Source organism: Micromonospora sp. SCSIO 07396 (assembly GCF_053667945.1).
In genome coordinates, this window is the sequence record NZ_CM132210.1 from 5,297,451 (window position 1) to 5,318,529 (window position 21,079).

Genomic DNA, 21,079 nt, shown 5'->3' on the forward strand with positions numbered 1-21,079 from the left:
CACCGCTTACTTCTGGGCGGCAACGAAGGTACGCCAGACCTCAGGGGTGAAGCTCAACGTGCCGCCAGCCCGGTCCTTGCTGTCCCGCACCAGCACCCGACCCGGCAGATTGTCCGCCACCTCGACACAGTCACCGCCGTTACTGCTGCTCCGAGTGGCCGTGCGCCAACGGGGCTCGATCAGGTCCATCTCTGCACCGCTTCCCGGGTCAGCTCAATCGATCGGCGAGCGGGCAGCGCCTCGCCAGCCACGCTCTCCCATCTCCTGCCCAGGCTAGCAATTTCGGCGCTCTCAGTCACCACCTCGCCACGGAGCTGATTGTCCAGATAGGCCACCTCGGCTCCGTCGGGCAGCCGCGCCAGCATGAACGGCCCGGCCAGACCGGTGTGCCAGGGTCCGTCGAGCGGGATCACTCGTAGCTGCACGTGCTCCCGCCCGGCGACGGCCACCAGATGAGCCACTTGTCGGGCCATGATCACGCGGCTGCCCACCATTCGATGAAGCACCAGCTCGTCGATCATGAACACCACCTGGGCCGGCGGGTCACGATCGAGCAGAACCTGTCGCTTTAACCGTCCGCTCACCAGTTGCGCAACCTCGTCGGGCGGGAGCAGGCCGCCGGTCCCCAACACCGCTCGGGCGTACTCCTCGGTCTGGAGCAGGCCCGGCACGAGCAATGACTGGTACGAGCGAATCGAGACGGCGTCCTGTTCCAGTTCCGCCCACGGGCGGAACCAGGGCAGGTCGCGGCGACGGTAGGGCTCGGGCCAGAGTTCGGCGGGTTCCCGACCGAGGATGCCGGCCACCGCGACCCGGGTTCGGGGATGCGGCACCCGCCCGGCGCTGAGCCACCGGCCGGCCGTCTTCGGATCGACACCGACCTGGTGCGCGAGGGATTCCACCGTCTCCCCGCGTTCCGCCATCGCCACCCGAAGCACCTCGTTCACCGGCAGTTCCTCCCGCCCGATCGACACGCTCCGGCGCACCCTAGCGACAGTGCGTGTCGATGTCCGCCCGGCATCGGCGTGTTGGCCCGGGACCTCTCCGAAAGCCCCCGAGGTGCACCGGAAGTGCACCGGAAATGCCCCACCCCGGTCCACCCCTCCCACCTCAATCACTTCGGGATGCCGGAGTAGCGCTGCCCCACGCCCGGACGCCACCGTCCACCCCGCAGGCTCGCTTCATCCACCCCCGCGGGCCGGAGTAGCGGCATCCCGCGCCCCGGACGCCCCATGCGCGGCCCGCAGGATCGCTTGATCCACTCCTGTGGGCCGAGGTTGCGGTGACCCGGATACCGCACCTTGGCCGATGTTGAGTCGATCATGGAGCCGGCGGAGGTCGAGTCGGGCGCACCGTCGCAGAGGGTGTGCGGATTCCGTTGCCAACTACCCGGAGTCACGCTGAATCCGTCGCCTCGAAGGCGAAGTGGGCTTGCATTTCGCGGTCGGGCTGTGGGATAACCGAGGGCAGAGCGGCCGGTTTCCCCTCCTGACCGGCCCGAGACCCGATGGGGCTGACAATGGCTGCCGACGCCACCGACCACCTCTGGATGCACTTCACCCGGATGGCCAGCTACGCCGCCGGGGAGGTGCCCACCATCGTGCGCGGCGACGGCGCGTACGTCTGGGACGCGCAGGGCCGTCGCTACCTGGACGGGCTCGCCGGGCTGTTCGTCGTCAACGCCGGACACGGGCGCACCGAGCTGGCCGAGGCCGCCGCTAAGCAGGCCGGCGAGCTGGCGTACTTCCCGCTGTGGTCCTACGCCCACCCGAAGGCCGTCGAACTGGCCGAGAAGATCGCCTCGCTGACGCCCGGCGACCTCAACCGGGTCTTCTTCACCACCGGCGGATCGGAGGCCGTCGAGTCGGCGTGGAAGCTGGCCCGCGCCTACTTCAAGCGCACCGGCCGGCCCACCAAGCACAAGGTGGTCAGCCGGTACCTCGCCTACCACGGCACCTCGATGGGTGCGCTGTCGATCACCGGCCTGCCCGGCATCAAGAGCGACTTCGAGCCGTTGGTGCCCGGCGGGATCAAGGTGCCGAACACCAACTTCTACCGGGCGCCCGAGCACGGCGACTCGCCCGAGGCGTTCGGCGTCTGGGCCGCCGACGAGATCCGCCGGGCCATCGAACGGGAGGGGCCGGACACCGTGGCGGCGGTGTTCCTGGAGCCGTTGCAGAACTCCGGCGGCTGCTTCCCGCCGCCGCCCGGCTACTTCCAGCGGGTACGCGAGATCTGCGACGCGTACGACGTGCTGCTCGTCTCCGACGAGGTGATCTGCTCGTGGGGCCGGCTCGGCGAGTACTTCGGTGCCGTCCGGTACGGCTACCAGCCCGACATCATCACCACCGCCAAGGGCATCACCTCCGGCTACGCCCCGCTCGGCGCGATGATCGCCAGCGACCGGCTGATGGAGCCGTTCCTCACCGAGACCGGCATGTTCGCCCACGGGGTGACCTTCGGTGGGCATCCGGTGTCCTGCGCGGTGGCCCTGGCCAACCTGGAGGTGTTCGCCCGGGAGGACCTGATCGGCCACGTCCGGGCCAACGAGGGTGCCTTCCGGGCCACCCTGGAGAAGCTCACCGACCTGCCGATCGTCGGCGACGTCCGGGGCGACGGCTACTTCTACGGCATCGAGTTGGTCAAGGACAAGACGACGAAGGCCACCTTCGACGAGGCCGAGTCGGAGCGGCTGCTGCGCGGGTTCCTGTCCTCGGCGCTGTTCTCCGCCGGGCTCTACTGCCGGGCCGACGACCGGGGTGACCCGGTGGTCCAGCTCGCCCCGCCGCTGATCGTCGGGCAGGAGCAGTTCGACGAGATGGAGCAGATCCTGCGCGCCGTCCTCACCGAGGCGTGGGCCCGCCTGTAGACCACCGGCGCTCTCCCCCGGAGCCGCACATGCGCTACCAGCAGCTGTCCCACTGGATGTCCACGGTGGACGAACCGTTGACCCCACGGCCGGCGTTGCCCGCCGACACCGACGCCGACGTGGTGGTCGTCGGCGCCGGCTACACCGGACTGTGGACGGCGTACTACCTCGCCCGCGCCGATCCGACGCTCCGGATCGTCGTGCTGGAGGCGGAGATCGCCGGGTACGGCGCGTCTGGGCGTAACGGCGGCTGGTGCTCGGCGCTGTTCCCCACCGCGCTGCCGGCGTTGGCCCGTCGGCACGGCACGGCGGCGGCGCTGGCGATGCAGCGGGCCATGCGGGACACCGTCGCCGAGGTCGGTCGGGTGGTCGCCGCCGAGGGGATCGACTGCGACTGGCGGCACGGCGGGACGGTGCTGCTGGCCCGCACCGACGTGCAGCTCGGTCGGGCCCGTGCCGCCGTCGCCGAGGCCCGGGAGCACGGCCTCGACCCCGACGACCTGGTGCTGCTCGACGCCGCCGGGGCCGCCGCCAGGTGCGCCGCCGAGGGGGTACGCGGCGGCACGTACACCCCGCACTGCGCGGCCGTGCACCCGGCGAAGCTGGTCCGGGGGCTGGCCCGCGTGGTGTGCCGGCTCGGGGTGCGGCTGCACGAGCGCTCCCCGGTGACCGCGATCCGGCCCGGCGCGGTGGTCACCCCGCACGGCACGGTACGGGCGGAGGTGGTGGTGCGGGCCACCGAGGCGTACACCCCGGCGCTGCCCGGCCACCGCCGTACCGTCGCCCCGGTGTACTCGCTGATGGTGGTGACCGCGCCGCTACCCGGGCGCACGTGGGAGCGGATCGGACTCACCGGCCGGGAGACCTTCTCCGACTACCGGCACCTGATCGTGTACGGCCAGCGCACGGCCGACGGGCGGCTCGCCTTCGGCGGGCGGGGTGCCCCGTACCATTTCGGCTCCCGGGTCTCCCCCGGCTACGACCGGGAGCCCCGGGTCTTCGCCGCGCTGCGCCGGACGCTGGGGGAACTCTTCCCGGTGCTCGGGCCGGACGTGCCGGTCGACGACGCCTGGGGCGGCCCGCTCGGGGTGGCCCGGGACTGGTCCGCCTCGGTCGGGCTGGACCGGTCGACCGGGCTGGCCTGGGCCGGCGGCTACGTCGGCGACGGGGTGGGGACGAGCAACCTGGCCGGTCGTACCCTCGCCGACCTGGTCCGGGGCGTGGAGTCGGAGCTGACGGCGCTGCCGTGGGTGGGCCACCGCTCCCCCCGCTGGGAGCCGGAACCACTGCGCTGGCTGGCGATCAACGCCGGTCTGCGCGTGATGTCCTCGGCCGACGAGGTCGAACGCCGCACCGGCCGCCCCGCCCGCCGCGCCACCGCCCTCTCCCCCCTCCTGGGCCACTGACCCCCCGCACCTTTCCCCACCCACCCGCCCGCTCACCCGCCGCCGACGCCCCGCCGACGCCCCGGTGACGCCCCGCCGACGCCCCGGTGATCAAGAGGTTTGCGTCAGTCTGAAGATCGACCATGACGCAAACCTCTTGATCACCGGGGAGATCCTGGCGGGGAGGCGGCGAGGCGGGGAGGCGGGAGCGGTCAGTGGTTGGGGGGGATTACGCGGAGGTGGCCTCGGCGGCCGGTGGGAGGCGTCTGGGGGTTGGGGTGGTGGGGGTCGTGGTCGTCCTGGGGCGGGCGGGGGGCGACCGGGCGGGCCGCCTCACGGACGGCTTCGGCCAGGGCGACCAGGTCGTCGGTGGTGGGCGGCGGCGGCTCGAACTCGCCCTCGTGCCGGACGACGTCCCAACCCCGGGGGGCGGTCAGGCTCCGCGCGTGCTGCTCACACAGGTCGTACGTGTGCGGCTCGGCGAATGCCGCCAGCGGGCCCACCACCGCCGTCGACTCGTTGTAGACATAGGTCAATGTGGCGACCGCTTGCCGGGGGCAGCCGTTACGGGAGCAGCGCCGTGGTGACCTCACGTGCGGCAGGGTATCCCCATTACCGGGTCCGGCGCACCGGTTCGCTTTGCGACACGCCCGTCACCGTGATCACAATTCGCACCTGGTGCTCCCGCCGCGCCCGTCGACGCGCGCCACCACCGGCCGGGGCGGGCCGAGGGCTACCCTTTTGCTCATGACGAGCCCGGAACACCGCCGCCCCGGCTCCGGCCGGCGCAACCACCGCGACCGCCACGGACGTGGCCTGCGCGGGCGGCTGGTGCCGGCGACCGTGCCGCTGGCCCGGACCAAGGCCGAGATCTTCGACGACCTGGTGCTGGACACGGTGGAGACGCTGGAGCGCCGGTTCGCCACGGAGTTGGCAGGCGTCGAGTTCGCCGTCGAGGACGTCCCCCCTGACCTCAACGTCTACGACTCCGACGTGCTGGAGGACGGCGAGGTGCCGCTGGCCCGGCTGCTGCCCGGCCGACCCGGTCGGCAGGAGGTGCCGCCCCGGATCGTGCTCTACCGCCGGCCGCTGGAGTTCCGCGCGATGGACCGCGAGGACCTGGCCGACCTCGTCCACGACGTGATCATCGAGCAGGTGGCGAACCTGCTCGGGGTCGACCCGGACGAACTGGCCTGACGGCGGCGACCCGGACCGACCCGGCCGCACCGACCCGGCCGCACCGACCCCGCCCCCATCGCACCGGCCGACCGGCGCGGTGGGGGCAGATGCCCTGCTCGCCGGCCTGTCTCCCGTCCGTGGACGTGGCCGGCCACTCCCCGGTGGCCGACCACCGGCCCGACGTCGGTCACCCCCGCGACCCCCGTCGGGCGTGAGCCGGGCGGCCCCCACCGCCCCGGCTCGACCCGTCGACTCAGGCGGCCCGCCGCTTGAGCTTGCGCCGCTCCCGCTCGGAGAGCCCACCCCAGATCCCGAACCGCTCGTCGTGCCCGAGAGCGTATTCGAGGCATTCCGTCTTGACCTCGCACCGCGAACAGATCCGCTTCGCCTCGCGGGTCGAGCCGCCCTTCTCGGGGAAGAACGCTTCCGGGTCGGTCTGCGAGCACAGTGCCCGCTCCTGCCACTCCGGTGCGTTTCCGAGCAGGTCGGCCACCTCAAGCTGGCCGTCCATCAGATGCCTCCTTGTCGCGCACCGACGTCACCGCCGCTGCAACCCCCCACGCGAAAGGCGTGCTTGTCCGTCCGGTCCTATTTGTGCGTTCCGCGCGAACAACCCCATCGAAATTACACGCGTGTAATGCGTGCGCCGTCAAGCCGAACTTGATAATGGAGTCGCCCTCCCGACACGCCACCGGACGGTCACCCGGACCACCCGGCCCTCGCAACCTGCCCTATCGATTCAGACCCCGGGCGAGTAACGCCCTCTCCGGCGAGTTGCCCCAGATTTCTGCCGTGGCGTCGCCGCCGACGGACGACACCCGGGAACGCCGACGGACGCCCCGTCCGACCGTCTCGCCAAGATCATGAGCATGGTGGGGGACAGGTTAACGCGGATGGCCCCGGACCGCCCGTCCGGCCGGAAATGCCGACAGCGCCCCGTCCACGATGTGGACGGGGCGCTCGGGTCGGTACGGCTGTCGCGGCCCTCAGGCCGACCGGGTTGGGCTGCTCGGCCAGACGAATTCGGCGATCGCCCCACCGTTCACGGAGATCGTTCCGGCGGGTGTCTCCTCGTCCCACCAGACGGTATAGAGACCCGCGGTCAGATCCGGGTAGACGGCACTGTGGAACACCCCGTCCCGGACGATCCGCTCCCGGACGGCCGAGTGCGTCCGCACCGTACCGTCCTGGTCGACCCGGCTGATCTCGATCTCCCGACCGTGCAGGTCACGTCCGGTGTAGATGATCAGGGCACCCATCTCCCCGCCGACGTCGAGCATCACCGTGCCGCTCTCCGTCGGCCCGTACTGGTGATGATGGTGGTGGTGGTGGTGTCCGTTCACACCGCGCTCCGTCCGGTCAGGAGTTCACCGCGGGCGGGTTGTTGAACCCGTCGTACGGCGTACCGAGGAAGGGGAAGTCCCGCAGGAACGGCGCGGTCACGTCGGCGGCGCTCAACCCGGGGGTCACCGCGCCGGCCGCCGCGTCCGGCTTGAACTTCTTGTCCACCAGCGGCACGGTCACCCCGGCCACCGCCCGCAACGCGATGCTCACCACGTCGTCGACGACCCGGCGGCCGTTGGGGAACCCGGCCAGGTCCCCACCGAGCAGACCGAACTGGTTCGGCTTGCTGCTCGGCTTGATCGCCGTGTTCAACCGCAGCATGTCGGCCTGCACGTCACCGGTGAGGTTGGTGAAGCCGTCGATCAGCCCGGACGGGATGCCGGTCAGCAGGATGGCGAGCAGGTCGGCCCGGGGCTTCTTGGACTTGTTCAACGCGTCCAGGTTGGGGAACACCCCCGGGTAGAGCACCGGCAGCAGCGCCGCCAGCTCCGGCTGCTCGACGAACCGGGCGAACCGTTTGTCCTCGGTCGGCGGCAGGGTGTTCCACAGGTCCTTCTTGGACATCGGCACAATGACCTCGTTGAACAGCGGGTTGCCCAGCCGGGACACCTGGGTCCACGGGCCGACCGCCGCGTCCGCCGCGACCCGGTCGCCGAGCACCCGCACCTGCTGCCGGGAGGCGGTCGTCCACACCCCGATCGTCGAGGCCCGGTCGTCCACGCCGTACCGGTTGGCCCGGCGGCGCACCTTGCTCAGCGGCACCTGCACCGCGATGCTGTGCACGTTCATCCGGTCCACCGCGTTGACCGGCTCGCCCTCGGTCTTGAACAGCTTCTTGCCGGCCACGTGCAACTGCTGGAACGGGCGCAGCGTACCCAGGTCGAAGATCGCGCCCAGGTCGACGAAGAAGCCGTCCGCGCGCTGCCCGGCGAACACCTTCTCCCCCGTCGACAGCTTGAACGTCGCCTGCCGGACCAGGTCGTTGTACTTGGGGATGGACAGCGGCCCGACGTTGCACGGCGGGCAGGGCAGCTTGTGCGCGAGCACGTGCTCCTTGCCGTCGGTCACCCGGGTCAGCTTGTAGAACTGCCGCCGGTTCCAGTTCTTGCTGTCCAGCGAGTCGATCGGGCCGGTGTTGTAGAGAAAACTGTTCTGGTTCGTGATCTCGGTACGGAATTCGAACCGGTAGGTCACGTCGGGATGGCCGTCACCGTCGTTGTCGATATGGATCTCGTACCGCACGTCGTCGCCGAACTCGAAGAAGTTCGGGCCGCCCGAGGGGAGCTGCAACGGCACGTAGTTGGCGATCAACGTCACCGAGTCGGGCCGGTCGGGGCTGACGAAGGCGTAGAGGTCGGAACTGTCGGCGACCGGGTCCTTGCTTATTTCCGGTGCTTCGCGGTGGGACGACATGGCGGACCAACCTTTGCGGGATCATGAGGAATCAGGGCATGACGAACCGGGCGCGGGAGCCTGCGCCTGGCGGTGAAGGGGAAGGAACGCGGCAGGTCAGCGCCGCACGGCAGGGGCGGACGGGTCAGACCGCCCGCTGACGGTTCTCCGGGCGGCCCGCCCGGACGACGGACAGGTCAGTCCGGCCCGACGGACAGGTCAGCCGCGCCCGGCGGCGCGACGCAACCGGTCGGCCAGCCCCCGGTCACGTACCTCGATCCGGGACGAACCGACGAACACGTCCATCGTCCCGGACCTGGCGTCGCGCAGGTGGACCACGATCGGGCCGTCCGCGCTGCTCGCCGACGGGGAGTTCTGCGCGGCCGACACGCCGGTCACCGTCAGCGCCGCCGCACCCAGGGTGGCGCTCGCCGCGGCGGTCAGTGTCTGCCGGCGGGTCAGTCGCGGCCAGGAACGCTTCCGCACTTCGCTCGTCATGGGGAACCTTTCCTCCGGCGGCGCGTGAGCGCGCGCGGTGTGGAGCGCGAGGTCGCCGGCGGCGGCCCTCGCCTCAACCGCCGCCGGCGAACACTGGTACGGCCCGCACGCGCGAAAGGTTCGATGTCATCGCGACGGATGACCGTAGGCGGTCGTCCGTTTGCGCGCCGGGCGTCCGGCGGCGGCGGCGATCGCCCGCAACTGCTCCTCGGTACGCGCCGACCCGTTGCCCGAACCGGCCATCCGGGAGATGGTCTCCTCCATCAGGGTGCCGCCCAGGTCGTTGCAGCCGCCCCGCAACATCGCCACGGTGCCCTCGTCGCCGAGCTTCACCCAGGAGCACTGAATGTTGTCGATCCGCCCGTGCAGCAGCAGCCGGGACATCGCGTGCACCACCCGGTTCTCCCGCCAGGTCGGGCCGGGCCGGGCGATGCCCGCCAGGTAGATCGGCGCGTTGGTGTGCACGAACGGCAGGGCCACGAACTCGGTGAACCCGCCGGTACGGTCCTGCACCCCGGCGAGGACCCGGAAGTGGGCCAGCCACTGCCCGGGGTGGTCGACGTGGCCGTACATCATCGTGGAACTGGAGCGGATGCCCAGCTCGTGGGCGGTGGAGACCACCTCGACCCAGGCGGCGGCCGGCAGTTTGCCCTTGGTGAGCACCCAGCGCACGTCGTCGTCGAGGATCTCGGCGGCGGTGCCGGGGATGGTGTCCAGGCCGGCCTCGCGCAGCATCGACAGCCAGTCCCGCACCGGCACGCCGGCCTTGGCGGCGGCGGTGACGATCTCCATCGGGGAGAACGCGTGCACGTGCATGCCGGGCACCCGGGCCTTGATCGCCCGGACGATGTCGGCGTAGCCGGTCACCGGCAGCTTCGGGTCGATGCCGCCCTGGAGGCAGACCTCGCCGGCACCGGCCGCCCACGCCTCCTCGGCCCGGTCGGCCACCTGCTCCACCGACAGCCGGAACGCGTCGGCGTCCCGCTCCCGCTGGGCGAACGCGCAGAACCGGCAGCCCACGTAGCAGACGTTGCTGAAGTTGATGTTGCGGTTGACCACGTAGGTGACGTCGTCGCCGACGGTGTCCCGCCGCACGTCGTCGGCGAGTCGGCACAGCGCGTCCAGGACCGGGCCGTCCGCGCCGAACAGCGCCAGCGCCGACGCCTCGTGCCGGGGCTCCAGCAGCGCCGCCGGGTCGTCGGCGGCCAGCCGCAGCCCCGCCCGCAGGTCACCGTCGGTGCCCGACGCCGGTCCGCCGGACGCGGCGGGGCTCACCTTGCCGGCGACCTCCGCCCAGTCACCGTAGACGCTGTCGAAGTCGCCCCGCCGGTCGTCGGTACGGCCGGTGGTGTCGATGGTGGCGTGCAGGTCGGTCCGGCCGCCGAAGACCTCCTCCGGCTCCTGCCAGGGGCGGCCCACCGGCCGGGCCGCCTCGACGGCCAGCCCGGTCGCCGGGTCGGCGAGCGCGCTGACGTGCGGCAGCAGCCGCGGATCGAGCCACGGGTCGCCCGCCCGGACGTACTCCGGGTAGATGGTCAGCCGCTCGCGCAGGGTGAAGCCGGACTTCTCGGTCTGCCGGGCCAGCTCGTCGAGCTGCGGCCACGGCCGTTCCGGGTTGACGTGGTCCGGGGTGAGCGGAGAGACCCCGCCCCAGTCGTCGATGCCGGCCCGCAGCAGCAGGTCGTACTCGTCCTCGATCAGGTTGGGCGGGGCCTGGATCCGGGCCTTGGGGCCGAGCAGCAGCCGGGCCACCGCCACGGTGGCCGCCAGGTCGTGCAGCTCGGCGTCGGGCAGGCCGCCCATCGCCGTGTCCGGCTTGGCCCGGAAGTTCTGCACGATCACCTCCTGGAGGTGGCCGTACTCCCGGTGCGACCGGCGGATCGCGAAGATCGCGTCGACCCGTTCGGCCGGGGTCTCGCCGATGCCGATCAGGATGCCGGTGGTGAACGGCACCCCGACCCGGCCGGCGTCGTCGAGCACCCGCAGCCGGACCGCCGGCTCCTTGTCCGGGGAGCCGAAGTGCGGGCCGCCCGGCTCGGACCAGAGCCGGGTGGCGGTGGTCTCCAGCATCATCCCCATGCTCGGCGCGACCGGCTTGAGCCGTTGCAGCTCCGACCAGGAGAGCACCCCCGGGTTGAGGTGCGGCAGCAGGCCGGTCTCCTCCAGCACCGCGACCGCGCAGGCGCGCAGGTAGTCCAGGGTGGAGTCGTAGCCCCGCTCGTCCAGCCAGGCGCGGGCCGCCGGCCACCGTTCCTCCGGCCGGTCACCGAGGGTGAACAGGGCTTCCTTGCAGCCCAGCGCCGCGCCCTGCCGGGCGATCTCCAGCACCTCGTCGGTCTCCAGGAAGGCCGCCGGCAGCCGGTGCGGCACGGTCGCGAAGGTGCAGTAGTGGCACCGGTCCCGGCACAGCCGGGTCAACGGAATGAAGACCTTCTTCGAGTACGTCACCACGCCCGGCCGGCCGGCGTCGCGCAACCCGGCGTCCCGGACCTCCCCGGCGATCCGGAGCAGCTCGTCCAGCTCAGGACCCCGGGCGGTCAGCAGCGCGGTGGCCTCGTCGACGTCGAGCGCCCGCCCGGTGGCGGCCCGGCGCAGCGCCCGACGCACAGCCGCCGGGGTCGGGCCGGAATCGGTGCGGTCAACCATCCGACCAGCCTAGGCGCTCGCGGCGGTTATCCGGCAGGCACGCGAGCCGGGTGTGACATCTCCCCGTCGGGTGGTACACCGGCCGGGTCGGCACCGCGCGCCGCAGCGCACCGGCAGACCCGGCCGGGACGGCTCAGTGCGGGGCGTTCGGGTCGTCGGGGCGGAAGGTCCGGGTACGGTCGCCGTCGGTGTCCGCCGGACCGGTGGTCGGCTCGCCCGGCTGCCGCGGGATCGCCTGAGTCGGGTCGGCCGACGGGGGCTGCCCGAACGGCGGGGCCACCGGCTGGCCGGACTGCGGGGCACCGAACGGCGGGGCGGACTGCGGCGTGCCGAACGGCGGAGCCGACTGCGGCGCGGCACCGGCTGGCGGGGCCGACTGGGGCGCACCGAACGGCGGGGCCGACTGGGGGGTGCCGAACGGCGGAGCCGACTGCGGGGGCGGGGCGAAGCCGGGGTGGCCGTACTGCCCGGTGCCGGGCTGACCCGGGTAGCCGGCGGCCGGGTAACCGCCCTGCGGCTGTCCCCAGCCGGGCTGGGGCTGCCCGTAGACGCCGGGCTGCGGCTTCGGCTTCGGCACGTGGTAGAGGGTGCGCCAGATCCGGTAGACCACGAAGGCGGCCACCCCGAACAGCGCGAACCAGGCGGCCCGGGTCAGCATGCCGAGCAGGGCGTCCAGCACCTCCGCCTCGGCCAGCCGGCCGACCAGCCAGATCAGGAAGGTCAACACGCCGAACAGGGCGGCGAAGGCGTACTCGCCGATGGCGACCTGGGTGAACTGCCGGGCCCGGCCGGACACCGGCGCGAGGTGGGTGACCAGCAGCACGGCCAGCAGCGGCAGCACCGTCGACTCGACGCCGACGAAGGCGAAGAACTCGCTGCCCGCCCGCCCCGAGAAGGTGCTGTAGTCCGATGTCGGTACGAGCAGCCGGACGAACCCGACGAAGAGCAGCACGGCGTTCGCGCCGAGCAGGACGAGCGCGGCGAGTTCGCGCAGGGGTGCGGTGATCTGGCGGGCCCGCGACGCGTCGTGCGACGCGGGCTCGGCGGGGCTGGTCACGAACTCTCCCTCGGGGCGAAACGGACAGAGGCCGACGTGAGCCTAGTCTCCCGGGCCGCCCGACGGCGGGACACGTCCCGTACGGGAGGATGGACGGCATGCGCATCGTGGTTCTGACCGGCGGGATCGGGGGTGCCCGATTCCTGCTCGGCGTCCGGGCGTACGCCCGCGAGGTGGGCGCCGAGGTGACCGCCGTGGTCAACGTCGGCGACGACCTCTACCTGCACGGCCTCAAGGTCTGCCCCGACCTGGACAGCGTCCTCTACACCCTCGGCGGGGGCGCCGACCCGGAACGCGGGTGGGGGCGGGTCGGCGAGAGCTGGACGATCAAGCAGGAGCTGGCGGCGTACGGGGCCGAGCCGGGCTGGTTCTCCCTCGGTGACAAGGACGTCGCCACCCATCTGGTGCGCACCACCATGATCAATGCAGGTTATCCGCTGTCGCAGGTCACCGAGGCGCTGACCGCGCGCTGGCAGCCCGGCGTACGGCTGCTGCCGGCCACCGACGACCGGCTGGAGACGCACGCGGTGGTCGACCTGGACGGCGAGCGGCGGGCCATCCACTTCCAGGAGTGGTGGGTCCGGTACCGGGCGGGCGTGCCCACCGACCGGTTCGTCTTCGTCGGCGCGGACAGCGCCAAGCCGGCCCCCGGGGTGACCGAGGCGCTGGCCGCCGCCGACGTGGTGCTGGTCGCGCCGAGCAACCCGGTGGTGAGCATCGCGCCGGTGCTGGCGGTCCCCGGGCTGCGCGACGCGGTCGCCAGCGGCCCCGCCCCGGTCGTCGGGGTGTCCCCGATCATCGGCGGCGCACCGGTACGCGGGATGGCCGACCGCTGCCTGGAGGTGCTCGACGTCGAGTGCAGCGCGGCAGGGGTGGGCCGGCTCTACGGTGGGCGCAGCGAGGGTGGCCTGCTCGACGGCTGGCTGGTCGCGCCGGAGGACGACGGGGTGGCGGTGCCCGGGGTGACCGTCCGCGCGGTCCCGCTGCGGATGACCGACGAGGCGGCGACCACGGCGATGGTCCGGGCCGCGATGGAGCTGGTGTGAGACTGGAGATCCTGCCGGTGCCCGGCATCGGCGACGTGACCGAGGGTGACGATCTGGCGGTGTTGATCGGCACGGCCGCGCCGTGGCTGCGCGACGGCGACGTGCTGGTGGTCACCAGCAAGATCGTGTCGAAGGCCGAGGGGCGGCTGGTGGACGTGCCGGCCGACGGGCCGGAACGGCTCGCCGCCCGGGACGAGGTGCTGGCCGCCGAGACCGCCCGGGTGGTGGCGACCCGGGGGGCGACCCGGATCGTGCAGACCCACCACGGTTTCGTGATGGCCTCCGCCGGGATCGACGCGTCGAACGTCGACAAGACCCGGCTGGTGCTCCTCCCGGTCGACCCGGACGCCTCGGCGCGGGCGCTGCGCGCCGCCCTGCGGGACCGCTACCGGATCGACGTAGCGGTGATCATCAGCGACACGATGGGACGGCCGTGGCGCAACGGGCTGACCGACGTCGCGCTCGGGGTCGCCGGGATGCCCGCGATCCGGGACCACCGGGGTGAGGTCGACCCGTACGGCAACGAGCTGCAACTGACCCAGATGGCGGTGGTCGACGAACTGGCCGGCGCGGGCGAGTTGATCAAGGGCAAGTGCGACCAGGTGCCGGTGGCGGTGGTCCGTGGCTACCTGCCGTCGTCGTCGCCGGCCGACGGCGGCGGTCGGGACGACCGGCCGGCGGTCCGGCTGGTCGACGACGGGGTCGGGGCCGCCGCCCTGGTGCGGGAGAGCGCGCTGGACCTGTTCTCCCTCGGCACCGCCGAGGCGACGGCGGCCGGGTTGCACGCCGCCGCGACGCTGGCCGACGGTCGCGGCGAGGCACCGGCCGACCCGGCGGCCATCGACCGGGCGATCGCCGCGGTGGCCGAGGTGGTCGCCCCCGGCACCACGTTCACCCACGTCACCGACGACGAGGTACGTTCCGGCCTCGCCGCGAGCGTCGACGGATGGCCGGCCGGGGCCACCGGACTGGTGCTCGGCGCGGCACCCACCCCGGTCGACCAGCCCGACCTGGTGCGCTTCGGCGCCGACCTGCACCGGCTGCGGATCGCGCTGGCCGCCGAGGGGGTCCCGTCCACCCTGCTGCCCCCGCCGACGGGCAGCATCGCCAGCGCCTGCCTGGCCCTCTGACCGGCCGGCTCCCGCCGTCGTCGCCGGCCGGGCCGGGGGCGATCGACACGTGGTCGTCGACGTTGCGGTATCCCCCGCACGGGATGCCGCAACTTCCGCCCCGTTGCGCCGCCCGACGGGCCGGTCAGGCGTCGAGCATGGCCCGGCCGAGGGGGGTCAGGGTGTGCAGGACCGTGTTGCGGTCCCGGCGGCTGACCAGCAGCCCGGCGTTGCGCAGCACGGCGGTGTGCTGACTGGCCGCGGCGGCCGAGATGTGCAGCCGGCGGGCCACCTCGCCGGTGGTCGCGCCGTCGTCGCTGGCTTCGAGCACCGCCGCCCGGGTGCGGCCGAGTAACGCCGCCAGCGCCTCCCGGCCGCCGCCCCCGGCGGGCCGGCCGCCCTCCCCCGGTGCCGGGTCCAGTCCGCCGAGCCGGTCGGCCGGGTAGACCAGCACCGGCGGCAGCGCCGGGTCGAGCAGCGCGACCGGGGTACGGGCGCAGAAGAACGACGGCACCAGCAGCAGCCCCCGACCGTCCAGGTGCAACTCCCGCCGGCTCGGATAGTCCACCACCTGGAGCACACCGGAGTCCCAGCGCATGCCCGGCCGCAGGCTGGCCAGCAGCCCCTCCGCGCCACCGTCGAGCAACGCCCGGGCCCGGACCGCGCGGTCGGCCTCCACGGCGGCCCGGATCCGCTGCCAGTACGGGTCGATCGCCACCGACCGGTACTGCGTCATCGACTCGGTCAGGTGGCGTAGCACCTCCGGCTCACCCCGGGCGAGCGCGGCGGCCGAGGACGGCAGCAGGTTCGCCTCGGCCAGCAGGTTCAGATCGCGACGCAACAGCTCGGTCGGGGTGGACCGGACGGCGTCCAGGCCCGCCTCGAAACCGTCGAGGCTCTGGTAGGGGGTGAGGAAGTCGGGAAAGTAGCCCCGGGGCGGGTTCAGCGCGAACAGCAGCCGGAACTGGTCGGCGGCGGTGTCCCGGCGCAGCCCGGCGGCGACCCCCCGACGCCAGTGCGCCATCAGCGGGTCGCGGGTCCGCCCCTGGAGCAGGTGCAGGCTGAGGACCAACTCCCAGACCGGGTCGGCGGCGGGGGCCACCCGGGTCCGGAGGATGTCCTCCCGGGAGAAGTGGATGGTCAGCATGGGGCACTCCTGGGGCGGGGCAGGGGGAGGCCCGCCGACCCACTGAACTGTACCGGGCGGCACTTATCTCCACTTTTAAGCGTGGACTGAAAGACCTCGACGCCCGTCCCGCCGGTTGGCATGCTCCTACTGCCCGGTACCACACGCGGGGTTCTTCCCGCTGCCGGTCGGGCGGGCCGGGGCCCACCACGGTGGTGCCCGGGAGGCACCACGAGGGTCTGCGGCCCTGGTTCCGCAGAGGTGTCACCCGGGCCCCACCGTCCCCCTCCGGTGGGCGGGGTCAGCCGATCCAGAGCGCCACCCGGTGGTCCTCGTCGGTGACGTAGAAGCTGCGTCCGTCCATCTCGGCCACCCCCTCGACGTTCCGGAACGGCGTCAGCTCGGCCGCCACCTCGCCGGCGATCCGGCCGTCGTCGGTCGGCTCCCACCGGAACCGGACGTGCCGCGAGGTGACCTCACCGCCCGTGGGGTGGTCGTCCAGCAGCACCGATCCCTTGCCCAGCGCATCGATCGAGCCGACCACCGCCGCGTACCCGCCGTCGGCCGTCGGGGTGACCGCGCGGAAACCGACCAGCGCGCCGGGCGGCGTCACCCCGGTCAGCACGTACGCCCGGCCGGCGCGCGGCCAGCCGCCGCCCGGGGTGAACATCTCCGGCACCCCGGCCAGCTCGACCAGGACCGGTTCCCCGTCCGCGGTCACCGGGAAACGCAGCCCGAGCAGCACCGTTCCCTGCGCGGTGAACGCCGCCGCCTCCACGTTCAGCGGCAGGTCGTCGTCGGCCAGCCGGCGTACCCAGGACTTGGCCCGCGCGGTGCCCCGGGCGACGGTCTCCCCGATGAACCGCTGGCGCACCCGGTCACCCGGCGGCAACGGGGTGAACGCCGCCTTCACCAGCGCGTCGTTGACCGCCCGGTGCACCCGGAACCGGTTCCGGACCACCTGCACCGGCAGCGTCCCGGTCGCCGCGTCGTCCTCGCGGAAGCGGGCCACGAACGCCCGGCGGGGGCGCAGCGGGCCGGCCTTGGAACCGAAGTGCGACCCGAAGACGTACACCCAGCCGTCGTGTGCGGCGAGCGCCTCGCCGTCCTCGGTGCGGCCGTTCTCGACCCCGGCGTCGGCCGGCACGTGGTGGGCGACCCACTCGCCGTCGGTACGTTCCAGCAGCAGGGCCAGGCAGTGTTCCACAGGTCCCTCGTCGAGCACCGTCCAGAAGCCACGTACCGCGTCGTGCGCCCGCAGCAGGGACCGGGAGCGGACCGGCAACAGGTCGCTGGCCTCGTTACCGGCGACCACGAACTCCAGAAGTCTCAGGTTCACCGCGCCAGGGTACGGATCGCGCGCTCGTAGAGTGTCGGAATGCCCGACGCCTTCCCCGCCCGTCCCCCGGCCGCCACGACCACCCCGCCCCACCCCGGCGGGCCGGACGGTGCCGGCGGGAACGGGGCGCTGCACGCCGACGCGGTGGCGGTGCTGACCGGGTGGACGCCGACCGGGCCGGCCGCCGCCGGGGCCCGCGACCGCACCCTCGACCTGCTCGCCGACGGTCCGGCCGCGCTGACCCGCCACCACCTGCCGGGTCACCTCACCGCGAGCGCGCTGATCCTCGACGCCGCCGGTGAGCGGGTGCTGCTCTGCCTGCACGGGAAGCTGCACCGCTGGGTGCAGTTGGGCGGGCACTGCGAACCGGGCGACGAGACGCTGGCCGGGGCGGCGTTACGCGAGGCCACCGAGGAGTCGGGCATCCCCGGGCTGGTCATCGACCCGGTACCGATCGACGTGGACATCCACCCGGTGCGCTGCCAGGGCGGCTCGCTGCACCACGACGTCCGGTTCGCGGTCTTCGCCCCACCGGGTGCGGTCGGGCAGGTCAGCGACGAGTCGGAGGCGCTCGGCTGGTTCCCGACCGGTCGGCTGCCGGAGCCGCTGGCCGGAGGGACCGCCCAGCTGGTTGCGCCGGCCCTGGCCGCCCACGCCCGCCGGAGCCGGTGACCGCGCCGCCGCCCGGCTCCGCTGACCGCGTCCACCGGCCCCGTGGCAGCGTTCAGGGGTCGCGCCGCTGACCGCGCTCCGCCCCCGCCCGGGGCCAACCCGCCCGGCGGTCGGCGGGTGCCGCCGGGCGGGGTCAGGACATGCGGTGGTTCAGACCAGCCCGTCCTCGCCCCGGGCCTTCAGCTCGTCGACCAGGGCCTTGACGTCCTGCGCCCGGTCACGCGGGCACACCAGCACCGCGTCGGGGGTGTCCACCACGATCAGGTCACGGACCCCGACGGCGGCCACCAGCCGACCCGACTGCGGCACCACCACCAGGTCGTGGGCGTCGTGCAGCAGCACCCCCGGCTTGGCGTCGGCCCCCAGCACCACGTTGCCGTCCGGGTCGGCCGGCAGCACCTCGCCGAGGGTGTGGAAGTCACCGACGTCGTTCCAGCCGAAGTCGCCAGGCACGGTGGCGACCCGGCCGGCGGTGGCCGCGCCCTCCATCACCGCGTAGTCGACGGAGATCTTCGGCAGGGTCGGCCAGACCGTGCCGAGGACGTCGTCCTGCTCGGGGCCGCCCCAGGCCGCGGCGATCGCGGTCACCCCGGCGTGCAGGTCCGGCTGCTGGCGGGCCAGCTCGGCGAGGAAGACGTCCACCCGCCAGACGAACATGCTGGCGTTCCAGAGGTGCCGGCCCGAACGCAGGTACGCCTCGGCGACCGGCGCGGCCGGCTTCTCCTTGAACTCGGTCACCGGGCGTAGCGGGCCGTCCCCGGTCGGCTCCCCGGTCTCCAGGTAGCCGTAGCCGGTCTCGGCCCGGGTCGGGGTGATCCCCACCGTCATCAGCAGACCCTGCTCGGCCCCCTGCACCGCCGCCCGGACGGTCCGCACCCAGGCGGCCGGGTCCCGGATCAGGTGGTCGGCGGCGAACGAACCCATCACCGCCGACCCGTCGCGCCTGGCGATCACCGCCGCCGCCAGCGCGATCGCCGCGCAGGAGTCCCGGGGGGACGGCTCCACCAGGATGTTCTCCTCGGGCACCCCGCGCAGTTGCCGGGCCACCGCCGCCGCGTGGGCGACGCCGGTGACCACCAGGACACGCTCCGGTGTGGTCAGCGGCGTCAGCCGGTCGACGGTCGCCTGGAGCAGCGACGCGTCGGTGCCGGTGAGCGGGTGGAGGAACTTGGGGTGCCCCGCGCGGGACAGCGGCCACAACCTCGTGCCGCTGCCACCCGCCGGGATGACGGCGTAGAGCATCAGCACATCATGCCCGAACCGTCCCAGGTCGGATGGCGGCTCGGCCGTACCGTCAGCGACCACTCAGGAACGGGCCCGGCTCCACGCGGCGATGTGCACCTCGGCGCTGGACGCCCAGGTGAACTCCTTGGCCCGGTCGAAACCGGCCTTGGCCAGGGACAACCGGCGCTGCTCGTCGTCGAGCAGGGCGGCCAGGTCGGTGGCGATCTGGTCCGGGTCCTCGCTGGTGTAGGCGACCGCGTCACCGCCCACCTCGGGCAGCGACAGCCGGGGCGTGGTGAGCACCGGCGCGGCGCAGGCCATCGCCTCCAGGATCGGCAGGCCGAACCCCTCACCGTACGACGGGTAGGCGGCGACCAACGCACCGCCGAGGAAACCGGGCAGGTCGGCGTAGCGCAGGTAGCCGGGTCGCAGCAGCCGCAGGTGCGAAGGGACCTCGGCCACCGCGCGGTCGATGTCGTCGTCGTGCCCCTGGCCGCCGGCGACCACCAGGGCCGGCGGGTCCTCCCGGTCGGTCACCGCCCGCGCCCAGCCCCGGATCAGATTGGGTACGTTCTTGCGCGGCTCCTTGGCGCCGAGGAAGGCGACGTAGCTGCTGCCGCCGAGCCCGAGCCGGGCCCGCACCCGGGCCTTCTCCTCCTCGCCCGGGGCGTGGAAGGCCTGCTGGTCGACCCCGTGGTAGGCCACGTCGATCCGGGTCGGGTCGGCGTCGAGCAGCCGGATCAACTCGTCGCGGGTGGCCTTGCTCGGCACGATCACCCGGCTGGCCCGGCGCAGCGACGTCTTGATCGCGCTGCGGAAGAACGTCCGGCGAGACTTGTCGTAGTGCTCCGGCTCGGTGAAGAACGTCGCATCGTGCACGGTCACCGTGACCGGGCAGCCGGCCCGCAGCGGGCAGGTGTAGAACGGCGAGTGCAGCACCTCGGCGCCGACCTGCTGGGCGAGCAGCGGCAGGCCGGTCTGCTCCCAGGCGAGCCGGGCCGGACGGTGGGCAACCGCGGCCGGAGCGGGGATCACCTCGGCCCCGGGCAGCATCCGGGTGTAACGCTCCAGGTCGGTGCGCAGGCTCACCACGACCAGGTCGACCGTCTCCCCGCACACTGTGCCGAGGGCGCCGAGCAGACCATCGACGTATCTACCGACGCCGCCTCGGTCGGCGGGGACACTCGTGGCGTCGATGAGCACGCGGGGCGGGCGACCGGCGGTCACGGGGCGACTCCTTGCAGTGGCGGGTCTGTGGGGAACAACACTCCGGGCAAGCCTACGCCGGAGCCCGGCGCGGACGCTGACTCCGACCCGACCGTACGCCGACTTGTCATCGCCATCGGATACGGACGGCAGGGGCGTATCGTTCGCGCCGATGGCCGACAACATTGCCCGGGTGTTCGCCGCCGCGATCGCGGCCGACCCCGCCCGCCCCCTGCTGACCTGGTACGACGACGCCACCGGGGAACGCACCGAACTCTCCGGCGCGACCCTGGCGAACTGGGTGGCCAAGACCGCCAACCTGCTCGTCGACGAGCTGGCCCGCAGCCCCGGCGATCCGGCCGGGGTGCTGCTGCCGCCGCACTGGCAGACCGCCGCGGTGCTGCTCGGCTGCTGGTCCGCCGGGTTGACGGTGCGTGACGAACCGGGTGCGGTGGACGTGCTCTTCGCCGCCGCCGACCGGGTGGCCGAGGTGGACGCCTGGCCGGCCGGCGACCGCTACGCGCTGGCGCTCGCCCCGTTCGCCGCCCCGCTGCGGGAGGTCCCCGCCGGGTTCGCCGACTACGTGGTCGAGGTACGCACCCAGGGTGACCACTTCACGCCGTCCGCCCAGGGTGGTCCGGCCGACGCGGACCTGCTGGCCGAGGCGGACGCCCGCGCCACGGCCCTCGGCATCTCCCCCGGTGCCCGGCTGCTCGTCGACGCGGCGGTCCACCCCGACCCGCGCGACTGGCTGCTCGCTCCCCTGCTCCGCCGGGCCACGATCGTGCTGACCGGCAACGCCGACCGGTCCCGCCTCGCCACCCGCGCCGACACCGAACGCACCACCCAAACCCTGACCTGACCCCAGTCGCGCGCCCCCGCCCTGTCGCCCCCGCCGGCCCTGCCCTGCCCCGACCGGCACAGCCCCGGTGATCAAGAGGTTTGCGTCATCTGTTCGCGGTCGGTTGACGCAAACCTCTTGATCGC

At 73.2% G+C, this 21,079-nt stretch carries 20 protein-coding genes; 7 read left to right on the forward strand and 13 right to left on the reverse strand.

Annotated elements, in window-relative coordinates:
* Positions 1–6: 6 nt before the first annotated feature.
* Positions 7–189: a DUF397 domain-containing protein gene (locus ACWCHM_RS22770; protein WP_281900397.1), complete on the reverse strand. Its 183-nt coding sequence runs from the start codon at positions 187–189 to the stop codon at positions 7–9.
* The gene (locus ACWCHM_RS22775) at positions 180–947 is read right to left on the reverse strand and encodes a Scr1 family TA system antitoxin-like transcriptional regulator (protein ID WP_454219734.1); all 768 of its coding nucleotides are present in this window, start codon (positions 945–947) and stop codon (positions 180–182) included. Before ACWCHM_RS22775 ends, ACWCHM_RS22770 begins: the two co-directional genes overlap by 10 nt.
* A gap of 572 nt (positions 948–1,519) precedes the next feature.
* Between ACWCHM_RS22775 and ACWCHM_RS22780 the strand changes: the two genes are divergently transcribed.
* Entirely contained in the window at positions 1,520–2,869 is a 1,350-nt protein-coding gene (locus ACWCHM_RS22780) for an aspartate aminotransferase family protein (protein WP_204956528.1), read from the forward strand.
* 29 nt (positions 2,870–2,898) lie between these two features.
* Positions 2,899–4,275, forward strand: coding sequence for an NAD(P)/FAD-dependent oxidoreductase (locus ACWCHM_RS22785; RefSeq protein ID WP_454219736.1), 1,377 nt, complete (start codon positions 2,899–2,901; stop codon positions 4,273–4,275).
* Between the two features lie 191 nt (positions 4,276–4,466).
* On the opposite strand, the gene ACWCHM_RS22790 is transcribed toward ACWCHM_RS22785, so the two are convergent.
* Complete coding sequence (locus ACWCHM_RS22790; RefSeq protein WP_194822950.1) at positions 4,467–4,847, reverse strand: DUF3499 domain-containing protein; 381 nt, start codon at positions 4,845–4,847, stop codon at positions 4,467–4,469.
* Positions 4,848–5,001: 154 nt separating this feature from the next.
* Here ACWCHM_RS22790 and ACWCHM_RS22795 point away from each other — a divergent pair, with 154 nt between their 5' ends.
* Entirely contained in the window at positions 5,002–5,451 is a 450-nt protein-coding gene (locus ACWCHM_RS22795) for a metallopeptidase family protein (protein WP_088642935.1), read from the forward strand.
* Between the two features lie 235 nt (positions 5,452–5,686).
* On the opposite strand, the gene ACWCHM_RS22800 is transcribed toward ACWCHM_RS22795, so the two are convergent.
* From ACWCHM_RS22800 to ACWCHM_RS22825, 6 genes are all read right to left on the reverse strand, one after another.
* A complete protein-coding gene (locus tag ACWCHM_RS22800) occupies positions 5,687–5,944 on the reverse strand; it encodes a WhiB family transcriptional regulator (protein ID WP_007455784.1) in 258 nt (85 codons plus the stop codon).
* 475 nt (positions 5,945–6,419) lie between these two features.
* Positions 6,420–6,713, reverse strand: a complete 294-nt coding sequence (locus ACWCHM_RS22805) for a phospholipase (protein ID WP_204957260.1) — start codon at positions 6,711–6,713, stop codon at positions 6,420–6,422.
* A gap of 79 nt (positions 6,714–6,792) precedes the next feature.
* Positions 6,793–8,190: a DUF4331 domain-containing protein gene (locus ACWCHM_RS22810; RefSeq protein WP_454219738.1), complete on the reverse strand. Its 1,398-nt coding sequence runs from the start codon at positions 8,188–8,190 to the stop codon at positions 6,793–6,795.
* A 198-nt stretch (positions 8,191–8,388) separates the two neighbouring features.
* Positions 8,389–8,667, reverse strand: a complete 279-nt coding sequence (locus ACWCHM_RS22815) for a hypothetical protein (RefSeq protein WP_204956525.1) — start codon at positions 8,665–8,667, stop codon at positions 8,389–8,391.
* Positions 8,668–8,793: 126 nt separating this feature from the next.
* On the reverse strand, positions 8,794–11,313 hold the full coding sequence (locus ACWCHM_RS22820; RefSeq protein WP_454219739.1) for a bifunctional FO biosynthesis protein CofGH: 2,520 nt from the start codon (positions 11,311–11,313) through the stop codon (positions 8,794–8,796).
* 133 nt (positions 11,314–11,446) lie between these two features.
* Complete coding sequence (locus ACWCHM_RS22825) at positions 11,447–12,370, reverse strand: hypothetical protein (RefSeq protein WP_281900409.1); 924 nt, start codon at positions 12,368–12,370, stop codon at positions 11,447–11,449.
* A gap of 98 nt (positions 12,371–12,468) precedes the next feature.
* Between ACWCHM_RS22825 and cofD the strand changes: the two genes are divergently transcribed.
* Complete coding sequence (gene cofD / locus ACWCHM_RS22830; RefSeq protein WP_204956522.1) at positions 12,469–13,416, forward strand: 2-phospho-L-lactate transferase; 948 nt, start codon at positions 12,469–12,471, stop codon at positions 13,414–13,416.
* Positions 13,413–14,546: a coenzyme F420-0:L-glutamate ligase gene (locus ACWCHM_RS22835; RefSeq protein WP_454219740.1), complete on the forward strand. Its 1,134-nt coding sequence runs from the start codon at positions 13,413–13,415 to the stop codon at positions 14,544–14,546. The genes cofD and ACWCHM_RS22835 overlap by 4 nt, the downstream gene beginning before the upstream one ends.
* 124 nt (positions 14,547–14,670) lie before the next feature.
* Here the strand turns inward: ACWCHM_RS22835 and ACWCHM_RS22840 are convergent, their stop codons facing one another.
* Together ACWCHM_RS22840 and ACWCHM_RS22845 are read right to left on the reverse strand one after the other, a co-directional pair.
* On the reverse strand, positions 14,671–15,672 hold the full coding sequence (locus ACWCHM_RS22840) for an ArsR/SmtB family transcription factor (protein ID WP_204956520.1): 1,002 nt from the start codon (positions 15,670–15,672) through the stop codon (positions 14,671–14,673).
* A gap of 280 nt (positions 15,673–15,952) precedes the next feature.
* Positions 15,953–16,990, reverse strand: coding sequence for a hypothetical protein (locus tag ACWCHM_RS22845; protein ID WP_454219742.1), 1,038 nt, complete (start codon positions 16,988–16,990; stop codon positions 15,953–15,955).
* A 39-nt stretch (positions 16,991–17,029) separates the two neighbouring features.
* On the opposite strand from ACWCHM_RS22845, the gene ACWCHM_RS22850 reads away from it, so the two are divergent.
* The gene (locus ACWCHM_RS22850; protein ID WP_454219743.1) at positions 17,030–17,662 is read left to right on the forward strand and encodes an NUDIX hydrolase; all 633 of its coding nucleotides are present in this window, start codon (positions 17,030–17,032) and stop codon (positions 17,660–17,662) included.
* A 150-nt stretch (positions 17,663–17,812) separates the two neighbouring features.
* Here ACWCHM_RS22850 and ACWCHM_RS22855 read toward each other — a convergent pair whose 3' ends face one another.
* Positions 17,813–18,904 carry a mannose-1-phosphate guanylyltransferase gene (locus ACWCHM_RS22855; RefSeq protein WP_204956517.1) on the reverse strand — a complete coding sequence of 364 codons (1,092 nt, stop codon included), beginning with the start codon at positions 18,902–18,904 and terminating at the stop codon, positions 17,813–17,815.
* Between the two features lie 63 nt (positions 18,905–18,967).
* Complete coding sequence (locus ACWCHM_RS22860) at positions 18,968–20,113, reverse strand: glycosyltransferase family 4 protein (RefSeq protein ID WP_204956516.1); 1,146 nt, start codon at positions 20,111–20,113, stop codon at positions 18,968–18,970.
* A 151-nt stretch (positions 20,114–20,264) separates the two neighbouring features.
* On the opposite strand from ACWCHM_RS22860, the gene ACWCHM_RS22865 reads away from it, so the two are divergent.
* Positions 20,265–20,954 (forward strand): TIGR03089 family protein, encoded by a 690-nt coding sequence (locus ACWCHM_RS22865; protein WP_454219745.1) that lies wholly within the window; start codon positions 20,265–20,267, stop codon positions 20,952–20,954.
* Positions 20,955–21,079: the final 125 nt, after the last annotated feature.